Here is a 16,768-nt window from a genome sequence, read left to right as displayed (position 1 = left end):
AGAAGCAGCCCGGTTCAGGCGTTGCGTCGGGTCTCGATGAGCGGAACCCATCAAGACATGCCCACGCTCAAGCGCCGCGCGGGCTTATACCGAAACCCGATGCGTCAAACGCACCGGGTTCCGGTATCAGGCCATGATGTTGACCGTGCTGCCGGTCGCCAGCGCCTGCATGGCAGCCTGTGCCTGCTGGTCGGCTGAAGCCTGGGCGGGGGCAGCCTTGGCTGCGGTGCCGCTGGCGGCCGTGGTCGCCGACGAAGCGGCGGTATTGCTGACCTGCGACTTCCAGGCCGCCATGGCGGCTCCGGATGCAGCGCCACCTACGCGCATACCCATGATCATTCTCCTTCGGGAACGCGGAAACGGTTCCCGCTGAAAGAACGGTTCAAAAGGCGCATTTTTCATGAAATTATCGTTATGTGGCAATATCTTGCCGGTTTTCATCACACCCGGCAACGCCTTGCCGCTCAGCTTGCGCACATCCGCGCGAGAAAAGCATAGAAACGCGGATCGTCGCATTGCGTGACATTGAGGCGGACATGGTCGTTCCACCCGCCGCGAGGGCTGAAAACCGCGCCCGGAGCAAGCACGATCCCTTCTTCCAACGCTTCCCCGGCCAGGACCGAAGCGTCGAGGCCGCCCGGCAAGGGCACCCACAGCGACATGCCGCAAGCAGGAACCGTCCACGGCTCCAGCCCGAGATCGCCCAGCCGCCGCACCACCCGCGCCATGGCCCGCGCCAGCCGGTTGCGCACCATGTCCATGTGATGGCGATAGGACCCGTCCGTCACCATCGCCGCCAGCAATTCCGCGCCAAGCGGATTGCCCACATAAGTCGTGACCAGACGCAAGTCGGCCAGCGATTCCACCCAGTCCGCACGCAAGGCGACATGGCCGCAACGCAGGGCATTCGTCGCAGTCTTGGAAAAGCTGCCGATGCGGATCACCCGGTCGAGCCCGTCGAAAGCGGCATAGCGGGACGCCGTGACATGTTCGAAATCGCAGAAGATGTCGTCTTCGACGATCAGCATGTCGGCCGCTTCGGCGATCTTGAGCACCCGGTGGGCGTGCGTTGCCGACAGGGTCGCCCCGGTCGGATTGTGGACTGCCGAATTGGTGATGTAGAGGCGCGGTTTCTCGCGCGCGACGACTTCGGCAAAGGCGGCAAGGTCGGGCCCCTGCGGCGTCATCGGCACGGCCACCACGCGCGCGCGATGGGCCCGCAACAGCGCGAGGAAATTGAAGAAGCACGGATCGTCGAGCAGGACCGTATCCCCCGGCTGCAACAGGAACCGGCAGACAAGGTCGAGAGAATGCGTCCCGCTTTCGGTCAGCAGGATCTGGTCCGGGCTCGCTTCCACCCCCTGTTCGAGCATCCGGCGGCTGAGCAAGGCCCGCATCGGACCATAGCCGAGCACACTGACATCGGCACTGGGCAAGGTGTTCCCTCGCGCAGCAGCCCGCATCGCCTTGCGCATGGCTTCGCCTGCCAACCAGTCGGTCGGCAAAGTCCCCGACCCCGCACGAATGGCCCCCGGCAGGTCCTCGATCGAGCGGCGCAGCATCCAGACGGGATCGATGTCCCGGCGCGGGGCCTGCTCGACATCGGCAACTGCGAGCGGCGCCAGCGGGGCGGCCACGAAGAACCCCGATCCCGGCCGCGCGCGGATCACTCCTTCGGCCGCGAGACGATCATAGGCCTCGACCACGGTGGATTTTGAAAAGCCGGTCGTTTCGGCCATGGCCCGGACCGACGGCAGACGTGCGCCGGGCAGCAGCACACGCCGCTCGATCCGCCCGCGCACAAGAGCAACGATCTGTCCGACGCGGGTTTCACCACCGGAACCGGGAAGCATATCAGCCATAACCGTATTGATAATCCAAACAGTACAGTTCGGACTCATTGTATTGATCTGTGCCTGTCTGCACCAGTGCTTTCACGGCACACGTCCCCCTGCAAACACCAAGGGAGACACTCCATGTTCCGCCTTCTCCGGCCTGCATTGGCCCGGTTCGACTTTTCCGGTCTGTTGACTTTCGCGGCGCTCGCTCCGGCCGTCGTGGGCCTCAGCATCGTGGTCGCAATCGCCATCGGGAGCCCGGCTGCCCACGCAGCACCGGCAGCGGACATGGAAACGATCCGGATCCCGGTCCATATCCGAAACCACGACACCAGCCCCGCTGCTGCTGCCGCCATCCGCCACCGTATCGAAACGGCGGCTCTGGAAGCGTGCGGCGCCAGCGCCTTTTCCCTCGCCGAGATCAAGCGCAGCACTCGCGAAAGCCCCTGCTGGTCGAATGCGGTCAAGACCGCTCTCGCCCAACTCCGGACTCCGGTCCTAGCGACGCAACCCCGCTGATCCCGGTGCACTCAGGCCCCGTCCTGTGCGGACGGGGCTTCTTTTCCCGAACGCAAAAAGGCCCCGCCGTTCCCGGCGAGGCCTTTTTCATGGGCAAACCATTCGCTCCACATCCGTCACCCCGGGCTCCGCCCCGGGGTCCCGCTTCCACTTGGCCGGACTTCGAAGCCTGCTCAAGCGGTCGAAGCGGGACCCCGGATCAAGTCCGGGGTGGCGACGTGAACGGAGGTTCTGCGCGCCCTACGCGATCTCAGAGCTTGGAAACCAGCTCGGGAACTGCGGTGAACAGGTCCGCAACGAGGCCGATGTCGGCGACCTGGAAGATCGGCGCGTCTTCGTCCTTGTTGATCGCGATGATGGTCTTGCTGTCCTTCATCCCTGCAAGGTGCTGGATCGCGCCCGAAATGCCGACCGCGACATAGACTTCGGGAGCCACGATCTTGCCCGTCTGCCCGACCTGATAGTCGTTGGGAACGTAACCGGCATCGACCGCCGCGCGGCTCGCGCCGATCGCCGCGCCCAGCTTGTCGGCAAGAGGCGTGATCGTCGCGGCAAAGGTCGGCGCGTCCTTGAGCGCGCGACCACCCGAAACGATGATCTTCGCGCTGGTCAGTTCCGGACGTTCCGACTTGGCGATTTCCGAACCGACATACGTCGAAAGACCCGCTTCGCCCGGCCCCGCAACCGCTTCGACCGCAGCGCTGCCGCCGGTCGCATTGGCCTTGGCAAAGGCCGTGCCGCGCACCGTCACCACCAGCTTGGCATCGGTCGCCTCGACCGTCGCGATCGCGTTGCCCGCATAGATCGGGCGCGTGAACGTCTTGGGGCCTTCGACCGACAGGATGTCCGACACCTGCATCACGTCGAGCAGCGCGGCAACGCGCGGTGCGATGTTCTTGCCCGTCGTCGTCGCGGGCGCCACGAACGCGTCGTAATCGGCCATCAGCGCGACCACCAGCGGCGCGACGTTTTCGGCCAGGGCATGGGCATAAGCCGCATCGTCGGCCTTCGCCACCTTGGCCACGCCTTCGATCTGTGCCGCCGCCGCCGCAACGCCGTCGACGCCCGAACCGGCCACCAGCGCCACCACTTCGCCCAGTTGCGCGGCCGCCGTCACCGCCGAAAGCGTCGCGTCCTTGACCACGGCGCCGTCATGTTCGACCCAAACGAGAACCTTGGTCATCACGCTACTCCCAGTTCCTTGAGCTTGCCCACCAGCGCGTCGACGTCCGCGACCTTGATCCCGGCCTGGCGAACCGGCGGCTCACCGACCTTGAGCGTCTTGAGACGCGGTGCCACATCGACCCCGTAATCGGCCGGGCTCTTCGTCGCCAAAGGCTTCGACTTGGCCTTCATGATGTTGGGCAGGCTCGCATAACGCGGCTCGTTCAGGCGAAGGTCGGTCGTCACCACCGCAGGCAGCGCCAGCTTCACCGTTTCAAGACCGCCGTCGATCTCGCGCTTCACTACCAGCGAATCGCCTTCGACGCTGATTTCGTTCGCAAAGGTCCCCTGCGGACGCCCCAGCAGCGCGGCAATCATCTGCCCCGTCTGGTTCGCGTCGTCGTCGATCGCCTGCTTGCCCGTGATGATCAGACCCGGCGCTTCCTCCGCCGCAATCGCCTTCACGATCTTGGCAACGCCCAAAGGCTCAACCTCGTCGTCCGTCGATACCAGGATCGCTCGGTCCGCACCCATCGCCAGCGCCGTGCGCAGCGTTTCCTGCGCCTTCGCAGGCCCCACAGACACAACCACGACTTCCGAAACAACGCCCTTTTCCTTCAGGCGGATAGCTTCTTCAACCGCGATCTCGTCAAACGGGTTCATGCTCATCTTGACGTTCGCAAGATCAACTCCCGTGCCGTCCGCCTTCACTCGCGGCTTCACGTTGTAGTCGATCACTCGCTTTACCGTGACCAGCGCCTTCATGCTTGGTGGCCTTTCCTGTCGTGATGACTGCCCTCTAATTCCAGCTTACGTAAACGTCAAATGGAATGAAGGGGCAAAAAAGTGGATTCCGGCCCGTCGCGTCTGCGACTTTCGGCCAGCAAAAAGCCGGGGCAAGCTGCGGGATTCGGTGAATCTCACAGTCTGCCCCGGCTCCAGGGATCGGACCCGGAAGGGCGCTGCGGTTTGAACCGCGGCGCCCCCCTATTCCGTCTTATTCCATCTCGAGAATGATGGCGTCGACCGCAAGGCTTTCGCCCGCCTTCGCGTTGACGGTCTTCACCTTGCCCGCCTTTTCAGCGCGCAGGATGTTTTCCATCTTCATCGCTTCGACCACGGCCAGCGGCTGACCGGCTTCGACCGAATCGCCTTCCTGGACATGGAGCGCAACGAGCAGACCCGGCATCGGGCAGATCAGGAACTTCGAAAGATCCGGCGGGATCTTTTCGATCATGTGCCCGGCCAGATGCGCCACGCTCTTGGGCAGGACGCCCACTTCGTGGATCGCGCCGCGCGTGGTCAGACGGAAACCGGTGCGCCAGTTCTCGATCTTCACGGTCAGCGGTTCACCGGCCACTTCGGCATGAACGAAACGGTCGCCGGGGGTGTATTCGAGAGCAAGTTCGACCGCCGAACCATCGACCGTCACGCTGTCGGCATCAAGGACGACGTCGAAGCCCTGCTTGTCGAAAGTGACGACCCATTCTGCCGGCGGATCGAGACGATCGCCGAGCTGGCCGTCGACGCGGCGCGAGCGGTCCGCACGCGCCGTCGCGAGGAAACCGGCAATCGCGGCAAGGCTGCGCTTGAGTTCATCCGAGGCAGGCGCCCCGTGGAACCCTTCGGGATATTCCTCGGCGATGAAGCCGGTGGTCAGTTCGCCCGAACGGAACCGCGGATGCTGCATGATCGCATTGACGAAATCGATGTTGTGGCCAAGGCCTTCGATCTCGAACGCGTCGAGCGCGGTGATCTGCTTGTCGGCCGCTTCGTCGCGGGTCTTGCCCCAGGTGATCAGCTTGGCGATCATCGGGTCGTAGAACATCGACACTTCGCCGCCTTCATAGACGCCGTCGTCGATGCGCACGCCGTCGATGCCGCGACGACCGTTGCCTTCGCCGTCATCTTCCCAGCCCGGAACCGGCGACTTGTAGCGCACGAGGCGACCGGTCGAGGGCAGGAAGCCACGATAGGGGTCTTCGGCATAGACGCGGTTCTCGATCGACCAGCCGTCGATCTTGATGTCGTCCTGCGCGAAGGGAAGCTTTTCGCCCGCCGCGACGCGGATCATCTGCTCGACAAGGTCGATGCCGGTGATCGCTTCGGTCACCGGGTGCTCGACCTGGAGACGGGTGTTCATTTCGAGGAAGTAGAAGCTCTCGCCGGTCTTGTCCGCGCCCGAAACGATCAGCTCGACCGTACCGGCCGAGAAATAGCCCACGGCACGGGCCAGTGCGACGCACTGTTCGCCCATCGCCTTGCGCATGGCAGGGCTGACGAAGGGCGAAGGCGCTTCTTCGACGACCTTCTGGTGACGACGCTGGATCGAGCATTCACGCTCGTTCAGGTAGACGATGTTGCCGTGCTGGTCGCCCAGGATCTGGATTTCGATGTGGCGCGGGTTGAGAATGAACTTCTCGATGAAGACGCGGTCGTCGCCGAACGAGTTCAGGCCTTCGCGCTTCACGCTTTCAAAGCCTTCGCGCACGTCCTTTTCGTTGTAGGCAAGGCGCATGCCCTTGCCGCCGCCGCCGGCCGAAGCCTTCATCATCACCGGATAGCCGATCTCGTTCGAGATGCGCACGGCATGGTCGGTGTCGTCGATTTCGCCGACGTAGCCGGGAACGACGTTGACGCCCGCTTCCTTGGCCAGCTTCTTCGATTCGATCTTGTCACCCATCGCGGCGATCGCGCCGACGGGGGGGCCGATGAACGCGATGTTTTCCGCTGCCAGCGCTTCGGCAAAGGCCGTGCGTTCGGACAGGAAGCCATAGCCGGGATGGACCGCTTCGGCCCCGGTCGCCTTGCAGGCGGCGATGATCTTGTCGGCGATCAGATAGGACTGCGCCGCGGGCGAGGGGCCGATGTGAACCGCTTCGTCGGCCATGCGCACGAACGGCGCACGGGCGTCGGCATCGGAATAGACGGCCACCGTCTGGATACCCATGCGGCGTGCGGTCTTGATGACGCGGCAGGCGATTTCACCCCGATTGGCAATGAGGATCTTCTTGAACATCACTCTTCGTCTTTCATCACTCGCCTTGCGGCGTAATCGGTTGGTTCATCTGCCGCCCCCGGCCTCTCCCGAAGGGGCACCCTCGTTCAGAACGGCCTGTCCGGTCCTGCCGGTTCAGGCTGCCTGAGCGCGGGCACGCTGCGCGGCATATGTCTCGAGAATTTCAATCAGACGATCATTGCCGCGACGCTTGACTTCGTCCTCGGCCATGACCCCGGCCGCCTGGGCAAGGCGACCGACAAGTTCGGTGGAAACTGCGGCAATCGGTTCGACCGCGATGCCGATGGTGAACAGCATCGCCCCGGTTTCCGGCATCCGTCGCAGCGTCTGGCGTTCGCTGCGGACGAACAGCATGTCCCCGGCGTTCTCGGCGGTAACATGCGCGAAGAGTTCGACAAGATCGCCCTTCGGCTGATACCGCCAATTGTCCGTCGGCACCACGAACCAGTTCGACCGCCCGAAAATCTGCCCGGTTTCGAGCGTGCGGAAGAAATGGTTCACCCCTTGCGAAAGCTGCTCGGCATAACCGGGGATGGGAACGTGGATCACGTCCATCACCTGCCCGATCTTGGCCCCCAGATCCCAGTGGGTCGGAAATCCGAGTGCCCCGGCCACCAGCCGGTAATGCCCGTTTCCGTCGTCGGAGAGAATGCACAGATCCTCCCACACCGACCGGGCAGCCGTCGCAAAGTCATCGGTTCCGGCAACCATCCGCGCCGCCTCGGCAGCTGCGGCCCGTCCTTCGGGAAGGACTTGCACCGCATCGGGATGGGCGTCGAAAACCGCAGCGCGGGCGTCCCGGTCGAAATCCTGCCAGAGCCATTCGGAGGGTTCGACGCGGGTCAGCCCCATGCGCCGAACGCCGCCCATCCAGGCACGTCCTGCCAGATCCTCGACCGTGAAACCCAACGCCATTCGCCGTTACTCCGCCGCCAGCAGCGCCTCGCCGGCGGGGGGCATGTTGTGGCCGAGCAGGCGCAGCATGTCGGCTGCGCATTCGACCACGTTGGTACCCGGCCCATAGATCCCCTGCACACCGGCTTCGCGCAGGAATTCATAGTCCTGCGGCGGGATCACGCCGCCGGCAACGACCTTGATGTCGCTGCGTCCGGCGTCGCGGAGAAGGCCGATGAGTTCAGGGATCAGCGTCTTGTGACCGGCGGCAAGCGAAGATGCGCCGACCGCATCCACGCCCTTTTCGAGCGCCAGCGCGCAAGTTTCGGTCGGGGTCTGGAACAGCGGACCGCTGGTCACTTCAAAGCCCATGTCGGTAAAGGCCGAGGCGATGACGTTGGCGCCGCGATCGTGGCCGTCCTGGCCCATCTTGGCGACCAGAAGGCGCGGCTTGCGACCCAGGCGACGCGTGACCGCCTGGACGCCGTCGAGAACCTGCTGAAACCGGCTGTCACCGGTATAGGCTGCGCCATAGACGCCCTTGACCGGGGTCGGCACCGTGCCGTGGCGGCCAAAGACCGTTTCCATGGCATCGGAGATTTCGCCCAGCGTGGCGCGGTGACGCGCTGCTTCGACCGCGAGTTCGAGCAGGTTGGCGCCGCTCTTTGCCCCTTCGGTCAGCGCGGCAAGCGCGGCCTGGCACTTGGCCTCGTCGCGTTCGGCGCGCACCTTGCGGATGCGGGCGATCTGCGCTTCGCGAACCGCGTGGTTGTCGACTTCGAGCGTTTCGATGAGGTCTTCGTTCTCGAGGCGATACTTGTTCACGCCCACGATCACGTCCTGACCGCGGTCGACGCGGGCCTGACGGGCAGCCGCCGCTTCCTCGATCATCGCCTTGGGCCAGCCGGCACCGACGGCCTTGGCCATGCCGCCTTCGGCATCAACGCGCTCGATGATTTCCCAGGCCTTGTCGACCAGTTCGCCGGTCAGCGCCTCGATGTAGTACGACCCGCCGAGCGGATCGACCACATTGCACATGCCCGTTTCTTCCTGGATGATGATCTGGGTGTTGCGGGCAATGCGCGCCGAGAAATCGGTCGGCAGTGCGATCGCTTCGTCAAGCGCGTTGGTGTGCAGCGACTGGGTGCCGCCGAGCATCGCCGCCATCGCTTCGACGGTCGTGCGGATGACGTTGTTGTAGGGGTCCTGCTCCTGAAGGCTGACGCCCGAAGTCTGGCAGTGCGTGCGCAGCATCTTCGAACGTTCGTCCTGCGCGCCGAGCTTGGTCATGACGCGGTGCCAGAGCACGCGGGCCGCACGCAGCTTGGCCACTTCCATGAAGAAGTTCATGCCGATCGCGAAGAAGAACGACAGGCGCCCCGCAAACTTGTCGATGTCGAGGCCCGACGCGACACCATACTTCACGTATTCCATGCCGTCGGCAATGGTGAACGCGAGTTCCTGGACCTGCGTCGCCCCGGCTTCCTGCATGTGATAGCCGGAAATCGAGATCGAGTTGAACTTGGGCATCTTCGCGCTGGTATAGGCAAAGATGTCCGAAATGATGCGCATCGACGGTTCGGGGGGGTAGATATAGGTATTCCGAACCATGAACTCCTTGAGGATGTCGTTCTGGATCGTCCCGTCGAGCTTTTCGGTGGGAACCCCCTGTTCCTCGCCCGCCACGATGAAGAAGGCGAGAATGGGGATGACCGCGCCGTTCATGGTCATCGAGACCGACATCTGGTCGAGCGGAATCCCGTCGAACAGGATCTTCATGTCCTCGACGCTGTCGATGGCAACGCCCGCCTTGCCGACGTCGCCGACCACGCGCGGGTGGTCGCTGTCATAGCCGCGATGGGTGGCAAGGTCGAAAGCGACCGACAGCCCCTTTTGCCCGGCCGCGAGATTGCGGCGGTAGAAAGCGTTCGATTCCTCGGCGGTCGAAAAGCCCGCGTACTGGCGGATCGTCCAGGGACGTCCGGCATACATCGAGGCGCGAACCCCGCGCGTGAACGGCGCGAAACCGGGAAGCCCCGGTTCTTCGGTCACGTCCTGTGCGGTGTAGAGCGGCTTGACCGCGATCCCTTCCGGGGTCTGCCAGGTCAGGTTGCGGCCCTTGACTTCCTTTTCGGCGAGCTTCTGCCAGTCTTCCAGACTTGCCATATCCATCCCCATGCGTGCCCCGCCCGGCCGCGCCTGATCGGATCAGGCGGGACCAAGCAGACGACAGGTCAATGTGCCTCTTTCGGCGTTTCCATGATTTCGGTCAGCTGACCGCCCATGTCCTTCGGGTGAACGAAGAAGATGGGGGTGCCGTGGGCACCGATGCGCGGCTCGCCCAGCACCTTCTTGCCCTTGGCCTCGAACCAGGCCTTGGCGGCCATGATGTCGGACACTTCGTAGCAAATGTGGTGCTGGCCCCCGAGGGGGTTCTTTTCCAGCCACTTGCCGACGGCGGAATCGGGAACCGTGGGCTGCAGCAGTTCGATCTGCGTGCCCGCGGTGCCGTCCTCGCCCGGCGTATTGACGAAACACACGCGAACCTTCTGTTCATCGAGAACGAAAGGTTCGGTGATGTCGGTTGCGCCCAGCACATCGCGATAGAACGCGATCGAGGCATCCAGATCGGGCGTGGCAACGCCGATATGGTTCAGACGACCCAGTTTCATGGCATCCGGCTCCAACCTTGATCCACGCCTCAGAGCGGGATGTTGTCGTGCTTCTTCCAGGGGTTCTCGAGCGCCTTGTTGCGCAGCTTGCGCAAACCGAGCGCAATGCGGCGACGCGTCGAATGCGGGTGGATCACTTCGTCGATGAAGCCCTTCGACGCAGCGACGAAGGGATTGGCGAAGCGATCTTCGTATTCCTTGGTCTTTTGCGCGATACCTTCGGCATCGAGACCGCGGAAAATGATTTCCACCGCGCCCTTGGCGCCCATGACCGCGATTTCGGCAGTCGGCCATGCGTAGTTGAGGTCGCCGCGCAAGTGCTTGGACGCCATGACGTCATAGGCGCCGCCATAGGCCTTGCGGGTGATGACGGTGATCTTGGGCACGGTCGCTTCGGCATAGGCAAACAGCAGCTTGGCGCCGTGCTTGATGATGCCGTTGTGTTCCTGCGCCGTGCCGGGAAGGAAGCCAGGCACGTCGACGAACGTCACGATCGGGATTTCGAACGCGTCGCAGAAGCGGACGAAACGCGCCGCCTTCTTCGACGAGTTGATGTCGAGCACGCCTGCCAGCACCAGCGGCTGGTTGGCGACGACACCCACGGTCTTGCCTTCGATACGACCAAAGCCGCAGATGATGTTGCCCGCATGCTTGGGCTGGATCTCGAAGAATTCGCCCTCGTCGAGGACCTTCCGGATCACTTCGTGCATGTCGTAGGGCTGCGTCGGCGACGCCGGGATCAGCGTGTCGAGGCTGTTTTCCAGACGATCCCACGGATCCGAAGTCGGACGGTCGGGCACGCCCGAAGTGTTCGACTGCGGCAGGAAGTCGAAGAATTCGCGCACCTGAAGCAGGGCTTCGATGTCGTTTTCGCAAGCCAGGTCGGCGACCGAGGTCTTGGTCGTGTGCGTGACCGCACCGCCCAGCTCTTCCTGCGTCACGATTTCGTTGGTCACGGTCTTCACGACGTCGGGACCGGTGACGAACATGTAGCTCGAATCCTTCACCATGAAGATGAAGTCGGTCATTGCCGGCGAATAGACCGCACCACCCGCGCAAGGCCCCATGATCAGCGAGATCTGCGGGATCACGCCCGAGGCGTTGACGTTGCGCTGGAAGATTTCGGCATAGCCGCCGAGGCTGGCCACGCCTTCCTGAATGCGCGCGCCGCCCGAGTCATTGAGACCGATCACCGGAGCGCCGACCTTCATCGCCATGTCCATGATCTTGCAGATCTTCATGGCGTGACGTTCGGACACGGCGCCACCGAACACGGTGAAGTCCTGGCTGAACACGAAGACGAGACGACCGTTGATGGTCCCCGATCCGGTCACCACCCCGTCGCCGGGGATGGTCGAATCGGGCATCCCGAAATCGACGCAGTTGTGTTCGACGTAGGCGTCGATCTCTTCGAAGCTGTGCTCGTCGAGCAGCACGTCGAGCCGCTCACGCGCGGTCAGCTTGCCCTTGGCATGCTGTGCATCGATACGGCGTTGACCGCCACCCATACGGGCCGCTTCGCGGCGCTTTTCCATTTCGGCAATGTTCGCGGACATGTCCTGCCTTGCTGCCTCTACCCGAAAATAAATACGATTGCGTGGCGATGGCGCATTGCTTGACGCGTGTCCATTGTTAATCTGCGAAGTTGCAAAGCCAGACTTTGCAAACATGAGGGGGCGGGAACGACGATGACGCAGCGTCAGAGGCTGTTTGCAGGAACGCAGTTGCGCGCATTGCGCCAGCGTCGCGCCATGCGACAAGTCGAAATGGCCGAGGCCCTGGGGATCAGCGCGTCCTATCTCTCGCAGCTCGAAAACGACGAACGTCACCTGACGCCCGCTCTCGCTGATTCGCTGCGCTCCGCATTCCCGGTGGACTGGGTCGACCTTGCGCCATCGGGCGGCGACGAACTGATCCGCACGCTGCACGAGGCTCTTGCCGATCCACAATTGCCCGGCGACCTTCCCGGCGAGCAGGTCGAACGGCTCGCCTTGCAGTTCCCCGGTTTTGCCGAACGCTTCGTGCAACTCCACGCGCTTCACGCCCAGACCCGGCTGCGGCTCGACATGATGGACGAAGCCATCGGGTCGAGCCTGGCCGCCGGGGGCCGCCTGCCGTGGGAGGAAGTGCGCGACTGGTTCCATCAGGCGAACAATTACGTCGATCCGCTCGACCGCGAGGCAGAGGCGCTGGCCGCCGACATCGCGGGCGACGACATTTCCCCGCGCGTCCAGTCGATGCAGAACTGGCTGCGCGCCAACGGGGTCAGCATCGCCTGGCAAAGCGGGGGGCCGATGCGGCGCTTCGACGCGCAACGGCGCCATCTCGAACTCGATTCGACGCAGCCGATCGAAAGCGGCCGGTTCCAGCTCGCCTGGCAAGTCGCCGCGCTCGCGCTTTCGCAGCAGATCGGCGCGATCGTCGAGGAAAGCGGCCTCGAGAGCGCAGCGGCGCGCCATATCCTGACCATCGGGCTCGGCAATTATGCGGCCGGGGCCTTGCTCATGCCCTATGAACGGTTCCGCATGGCCGCGCGCGAATTGCGCCACGACATCGACCGCCTGCGACAGATGTTCCACACCAGTTTCGAACAGACCTGCCACCGGCTGTCGACGCTGCAACGCCCGCGCGCTCGCGGCATTCCGGTCTATTTCTGCCGGGTCGACATGGCGGGCAACATCACCAAGCGGCATTCGGCAACGCGCATGCAATTCGGCCGCTTCGGCGGGGCCTGCCCCTTGTGGATCGTCCACGAGGCCGCCGCCATTCCCGACCGCATCCATGTCCAGCTGGCCGAAATGCCCGACGGCACGCGCTATGTCTCGCTGGCCAAGGGACTGGTGAAGCCTTCAGGCAGCTATTACCGCCCGCCGCGCCGCTATGCCGTAGCGCTGGGCTGCGAAGCGGCCCATGCGGCCGAATTCATCTATGCCGACGGGCTCAATCTGGCCAACGACGATGCAGTCACGCGCATCGGCGCCTCATGCCGCATCTGCCCGCGCGACCATTGCGACCAGCGCGCCTTTCCTCCGAGCGACAAGGCGATCGTCGTCGATCCCCTGCGCCGCGATCTGGTCCCCTATCACGTCGTCGAACCCTGACGCTCAGCCCAGGGCGCGTTCCGCCTTGGGCAGGGCCCAGCGCTTGAGCCCTTCGGCACAGACGAGATAGCCCGCGACCAGCCCCGCGATCCCGAGGCTTTCGCGCAAGCCGAGCGGCGCGAAGCCGAGCAGCGGAGCAAGCGGCAGGAACGGCAGCACCAGAGCGACCGCCAGACTGCCCAGGGCCGTCATGACCAGCGCGCGGTGCGGCGGCAGGCTCCAGGCGGCCCCGGCCGTGCGGATGACCATGACGACCAGCACCTGGGTCGCCATCGATTCGACGAACCATGCGGCACGGAACGTCGCCACATCGGCGTGGAAGACGAACAGCAGCAGGCCGAACGTGGCGAGGTCGAAAACCGACGACAGCGGCCCCATGATCGCGGTGAACCGCACCAGTGCCCGCATGTCCCACGAATGGGGCCGCTTGAGCAGCGGCGGATCGGCGTGGTCGAAAGGAATGCCGGTCTGCGACAGGTCGTAGAGCAGATTGTTGAGCAGAACCTGCACCGCTGTCAGCGGCAGGAACGGCAGCACCAGAGAAGCCAGCGCCATGGTCAGCATGTTCCCGAAATTGGAACTGGTGCCCATGCGCAGATACTTCATGATATTGGCATAAGTCCGCCGCCCTTCGACGATGCCGTCGGCAAGGACCGACAGGTCGGGCGCAAGCATGATCATGTCGCTCGCCTCGCGCGCGACATCGGTGGCGCCATCGACCGACAGGCCGACGTCGGCCGTGCGGATCGCGGGCGCGTCGTTGATACCGTCGCCGATGAACCCCACCGTGTGTCCGCGTGCCTTGAGCGCCCGGACGATGCGCAGCTTCTGATCGGGGCTGACCCGCGCGAAGAGGTCGACTTCCTCGGCGCGCACGGCAAGCGCGCCTTCGGACATGTGGGCGATTTCCTCGCCCGTCAGCACGGCCTCGGCCGGAAGCCCGATCTGGCGCGCCAGATGTTGCGCCACCGCTGCCGCATCGCCCGACACCAGTTTCACCCGCACCCCGGCATCGGCCAGCCGGGCGAGCGCAGCCGGCCCACTGGCCTTGGGCGGATCGACGAAGACGCACCATCCGGCAAAGACCAGCCCGTCATCGTCATCGGTATCGATAGTCTCGCGCCCGGCCGCCTCCTTCCACGCGACGCCAAGCAGACGCAGGCCTTCGGCAGCGCGCGCCGCGACCAGCGCCTCGGCCTCGTCCTTGTGCGCCTGGGTCAGGGCAACGACGGTTCCGCTCGCCAGTTCGAGCCGCGAGCACAGGCCGAGCACGGTCTCGGGCGCGCCCTTGATGATCTCGATCCGCTCGCCCTTGCGCTCGGCCAGCACCGAAACGCGCCGCCGTTCGAAATCGAACGGACGCTCGTCGAGCTTGATCCAGTCCTCGAAACCGGGCGGGGTTCCATGTCCCAGCAGGGCTTCGTCGAGCGGGCTCTTGAGCCCGGTCTCGAACCGGGCATTGACTGCCGCCAGTTCGAATACCCGGTCGCGGTCGCTGCCTTCGATGCCGGGATGACCGACAAGGGCGATCCGCGCTTCGGTCAGCGTGCCGGTCTTGTCGGTACACAGGACGTCCATTTCGCCAAGGTCGTGGATCGCCGACAGTCGCTTCACCACCACCTTGGCCTCCGCCATGCGCTGCGCGCCGCGCGCCAGCGTGATGGTGACGATCATCGGGAGCAGTTCGGGCGTCAGCCCCACCGCCAGCGCCATGGCGAAGAGGAAGGATTCGAGCGGTGGTTTCCCGAGCGCCAGCCGCGCGAGCAGCACGAACAGGACCAGGAACACCGTGAGACGCGCGATCAGCAGGCCGAAGCGGCGCAACCCGATTTCGAATGCGGTCACTTCCGCATTGCCGCCCAGCGAACTGGCGATCCGGCCGAACCGCGTGCGGGCGCCGGTCTCGACCGCGAGCATGGTCACGGTACCGCCGATCAGCGAACTGCCGCTCAGCATGAGATTCGCCGCATCGGCCATGCCCGCCCGGGAATCGGCTTCCACGTGCTTTTCAACCGGATAGGATTCGCCGGTCAGCGCCGCCTGGTTGACTTGCGCGGCATTGGCGGTGAGCACCACTCCATCGGCAGGAACGAGATCCCCGGCCGCAAGGCTGACGATGTCCCCCGGCACGATTTCATCGACCGGACGTTCGGCCCAGACACTATCGCGCAAGACCCGTGCGGTCAGGGCGATCGCGCGCTTGAGCGCCTCGGCCGTCGCCGCCGCCCGGCGTTCCTGTATCGTGTCGAGTACGGTCGAAAGCGCCACGATGGCCAGGATGATAACAAAGCTGACGACATCACCGGTCACGCCCGCGATCGCCGACGATGCCAGCAGGATGAGCACCAGCGGATTGCCCATGCGGCGCAGGAAATCGACCCAGACAGGCCGGCGGTGCCCGTCAGGCAGGGCATTGCGTCCATAGCGTTCGCGCCGTTCCTCGACTTGCGCGTCGGTCAGGCCTTCGCGGTGGGCATCGAGCGCGGCGAGATTCGCCTCGGCATCGCGTTGCCAGAACTCTACGGTTTCGTGATCGGTCATCGCCATGCTCCGCGCCAATGCCCGACTGCATGGCCCCTGCCTTGATCGGGAGCAAGCACGAAGGTTCGCCATGACAAAAGGGCCGGATTTTCACCCGGCCCATTCCAAAAGTCACATCATGACAGGATGTTAACCCTTGAGCACTTCCGCCAGGGTTTCCCCCAGAAGGCTGGGCGAGGGGCTGACGCGGATACCCGCTTCTTCCATCGCCGCGATCTTGTCTTCAGCGCCGCCCTGGCCGCCCGAGACGATCGCCCCGGCATGGCCCATGCGACGGCCCGGAGGAGCCGTACGCCCGGCAATGAAGCCCACCATCGGCTTCTTGCGACCGCGCTTGGCTTCGTCCTTGAGGAACTGCGCGGCCTGTTCTTCCGCGTTGCCGCCGATTTCGCCGATCATGATGATCGACTTGGTTTCCTCGTCGGCGAGGAAGAGTTCGAGGACGTCGATGAAGTTGGTGCCGTTGACCGGGTCGCCGCCGATGCCGACTGCGGTGGTCTGGCCAAGGCCGATGTTCGAAGTCTGGAACACCGCTTCATAGGTAAGCGTGCCCGAGCGCGAGACCACGCCGACCGAACCCTTGCGGAAAATCGAGCCGGGCATGATGCCGATCTTGCATTCGCCGGGCGTCAGCACGCCGGGGCAGTTCGGACCGATCAGGCGCGACTTCGATCCCTGAAGCGCGCGCTTTACCCGCACCATGTCGAGCACCGGAATGCCTTCGGTGATGGCAACGATCAGTTCGATCTCGGCGTCGATCGCTTCGAGGATCGAATCGGCCGCGAACGGCGGCGGAACGTAGATGACCGAGGCGGTCGCACCGCTCGCTGCTTTCGCTTCCGCAACGGTGTCCCAGATCGGAAGCCCGGTGTCCTCGTGGGTGCTGCCGCCCTTGCCCGGCGTGACGCCGCCGACCATCTGCGTGCCATAGGCAAGTGCCTGCTGGGTATGGAAAGTGCCGGTCTTGCCGGTCATCCCCTGCGTGATGACCTTGGTGTCCTTGTTGACGAGAATCGACAT

The 16,768-nt window shown here is 64.3% G+C and carries 13 protein-coding genes; 2 read left to right on the top strand and 11 right to left on the bottom strand.

Annotated features, from left to right (window positions below; translation table 11 throughout):
- Positions 1–126 precede the first annotated feature (126 nt).
- Both Y88_RS19200 and Y88_RS11750 read right to left on the bottom strand, forming a co-directional pair.
- Positions 127–333: a hypothetical protein gene (locus Y88_RS19200; protein WP_157132641.1), complete on the bottom strand. Its 207-nt coding sequence runs from the start codon at positions 331–333 to the stop codon at positions 127–129.
- 131 nt (positions 334–464) lie between these two features.
- The gene (locus Y88_RS11750) at positions 465–1,862 is read right to left on the bottom strand and encodes an aminotransferase-like domain-containing protein (protein WP_332306351.1); all 1,398 of its coding nucleotides are present in this window, start codon (positions 1,860–1,862) and stop codon (positions 465–467) included.
- A 114-nt stretch (positions 1,863–1,976) separates the two neighbouring features.
- On the opposite strand from Y88_RS11750, the gene Y88_RS11745 reads away from it, so the two are divergent.
- Positions 1,977–2,357, top strand: a complete 381-nt coding sequence (locus Y88_RS11745) for a UrcA family protein (protein WP_232281046.1) — start codon at positions 1,977–1,979, stop codon at positions 2,355–2,357.
- A gap of 250 nt (positions 2,358–2,607) precedes the next feature.
- Here Y88_RS11745 and Y88_RS11740 read toward each other — a convergent pair whose 3' ends face one another.
- The 7 genes from Y88_RS11740 to Y88_RS11710 all read right to left on the bottom strand — a co-directional run bounded on the left by Y88_RS11740 (position 2,608) and on the right by Y88_RS11710 (position 11,662).
- Positions 2,608–3,540, bottom strand: coding sequence for an electron transfer flavoprotein subunit alpha/FixB family protein (locus Y88_RS11740; protein WP_040702536.1), 933 nt, complete (start codon positions 3,538–3,540; stop codon positions 2,608–2,610).
- Positions 3,540–4,286, bottom strand: coding sequence for an electron transfer flavoprotein subunit beta/FixA family protein (locus Y88_RS11735; RefSeq protein WP_008069487.1), 747 nt, complete (start codon positions 4,284–4,286; stop codon positions 3,540–3,542). Before Y88_RS11735 ends, Y88_RS11740 begins: the two co-directional genes overlap by 1 nt.
- 232 nt (positions 4,287–4,518) lie before the next feature.
- Positions 4,519–6,540 (bottom strand): acetyl-CoA carboxylase biotin carboxylase subunit, encoded by a 2,022-nt coding sequence (locus Y88_RS11730; RefSeq protein WP_008069486.1) that lies wholly within the window; start codon positions 6,538–6,540, stop codon positions 4,519–4,521.
- A 114-nt stretch (positions 6,541–6,654) separates the two neighbouring features.
- Entirely contained in the window at positions 6,655–7,455 is an 801-nt protein-coding gene (locus Y88_RS11725) for a heme-dependent oxidative N-demethylase family protein (RefSeq protein WP_008069484.1), read from the bottom strand.
- Between the two features lie 6 nt (positions 7,456–7,461).
- Positions 7,462–9,600 carry a methylmalonyl-CoA mutase gene (gene scpA, locus Y88_RS11720; protein ID WP_026166935.1) on the bottom strand — a complete coding sequence of 713 codons (2,139 nt, stop codon included), beginning with the start codon at positions 9,598–9,600 and terminating at the stop codon, positions 7,462–7,464.
- 68 nt (positions 9,601–9,668) lie between these two features.
- Entirely contained in the window at positions 9,669–10,106 is a 438-nt protein-coding gene (gene mce / locus Y88_RS11715) for a methylmalonyl-CoA epimerase (RefSeq protein ID WP_008069480.1), read from the bottom strand.
- Between the two features lie 29 nt (positions 10,107–10,135).
- Positions 10,136–11,662, bottom strand: a complete 1,527-nt coding sequence (locus Y88_RS11710; protein WP_008069478.1) for an acyl-CoA carboxylase subunit beta — start codon at positions 11,660–11,662, stop codon at positions 10,136–10,138.
- A gap of 132 nt (positions 11,663–11,794) precedes the next feature.
- Here Y88_RS11710 and Y88_RS11705 point away from each other — a divergent pair, with 132 nt between their 5' ends.
- Positions 11,795–13,207, top strand: a complete 1,413-nt coding sequence (locus Y88_RS11705) for a helix-turn-helix domain-containing protein (RefSeq protein WP_008069474.1) — start codon at positions 11,795–11,797, stop codon at positions 13,205–13,207.
- Between the two features lie 3 nt (positions 13,208–13,210).
- Here Y88_RS11705 and mgtA read toward each other — a convergent pair whose 3' ends face one another.
- Together mgtA and sucD are read right to left on the bottom strand one after the other, a co-directional pair.
- Positions 13,211–15,748: a magnesium-translocating P-type ATPase gene (gene mgtA / locus Y88_RS11700; RefSeq protein WP_232281045.1), complete on the bottom strand. Its 2,538-nt coding sequence runs from the start codon at positions 15,746–15,748 to the stop codon at positions 13,211–13,213.
- 129 nt (positions 15,749–15,877) lie between these two features.
- The gene (gene sucD, locus Y88_RS11695; RefSeq protein ID WP_008069472.1) at positions 15,878–16,768 is read right to left on the bottom strand and encodes a succinate--CoA ligase subunit alpha; all 891 of its coding nucleotides are present in this window, start codon (positions 16,766–16,768) and stop codon (positions 15,878–15,880) included.

Source organism: Novosphingobium nitrogenifigens DSM 19370 (assembly GCF_000192575.1).
Lineage (GTDB): Bacteria > Pseudomonadota > Alphaproteobacteria > Sphingomonadales > Sphingomonadaceae > Novosphingobium > Novosphingobium nitrogenifigens.
This window is presented reverse-complemented; position numbering and strand designations above follow the sequence as displayed.

Coding starts and splice junctions, on each gene's coding strand:
- Y88_RS19200 (WP_157132641.1), bottom strand. CDS start 333: ATGGGTATGCGCGTAGGTGGCGCTGCATCCGGAGCCGCCATGGCGGCC.
- Y88_RS11750 (WP_332306351.1), bottom strand. CDS start 1,862: ATGGCTGATATGCTTCCCGGTTCCGGTGGTGAAACCCGCGTCGGACAG.
- Y88_RS11745 (WP_232281046.1), top strand. CDS start 1,977: ATGTTCCGCCTTCTCCGGCCTGCATTGGCCCGGTTCGACTTTTCCGGT.
- Y88_RS11740 (WP_040702536.1), bottom strand. CDS start 3,540: ATGACCAAGGTTCTCGTTTGGGTCGAACATGACGGCGCCGTGGTCAAG.
- Y88_RS11735 (WP_008069487.1), bottom strand. CDS start 4,286: ATGAAGGCGCTGGTCACGGTAAAGCGAGTGATCGACTACAACGTGAAG.
- Y88_RS11730 (WP_008069486.1), bottom strand. CDS start 6,540: ATGTTCAAGAAGATCCTCATTGCCAATCGGGGTGAAATCGCCTGCCGC.
- Y88_RS11725 (WP_008069484.1), bottom strand. CDS start 7,455: ATGGCGTTGGGTTTCACGGTCGAGGATCTGGCAGGACGTGCCTGGATG.
- scpA (WP_026166935.1), bottom strand. CDS start 9,600: ATGGCAAGTCTGGAAGACTGGCAGAAGCTCGCCGAAAAGGAAGTCAAG.
- mce (WP_008069480.1), bottom strand. CDS start 10,106: ATGAAACTGGGTCGTCTGAACCATATCGGCGTTGCCACGCCCGATCTG.
- Y88_RS11710 (WP_008069478.1), bottom strand. CDS start 11,662: ATGTCCGCGAACATTGCCGAAATGGAAAAGCGCCGCGAAGCGGCCCGT.
- Y88_RS11705 (WP_008069474.1), top strand. CDS start 11,795: ATGACGCAGCGTCAGAGGCTGTTTGCAGGAACGCAGTTGCGCGCATTG.
- mgtA (WP_232281045.1), bottom strand. CDS start 15,748: ATGACCGATCACGAAACCGTAGAGTTCTGGCAACGCGATGCCGAGGCG.
- sucD (WP_008069472.1), bottom strand. CDS start 16,768: ATGTCGATTCTCGTCAACAAGGACACCAAGGTCATCACGCAGGGGATG.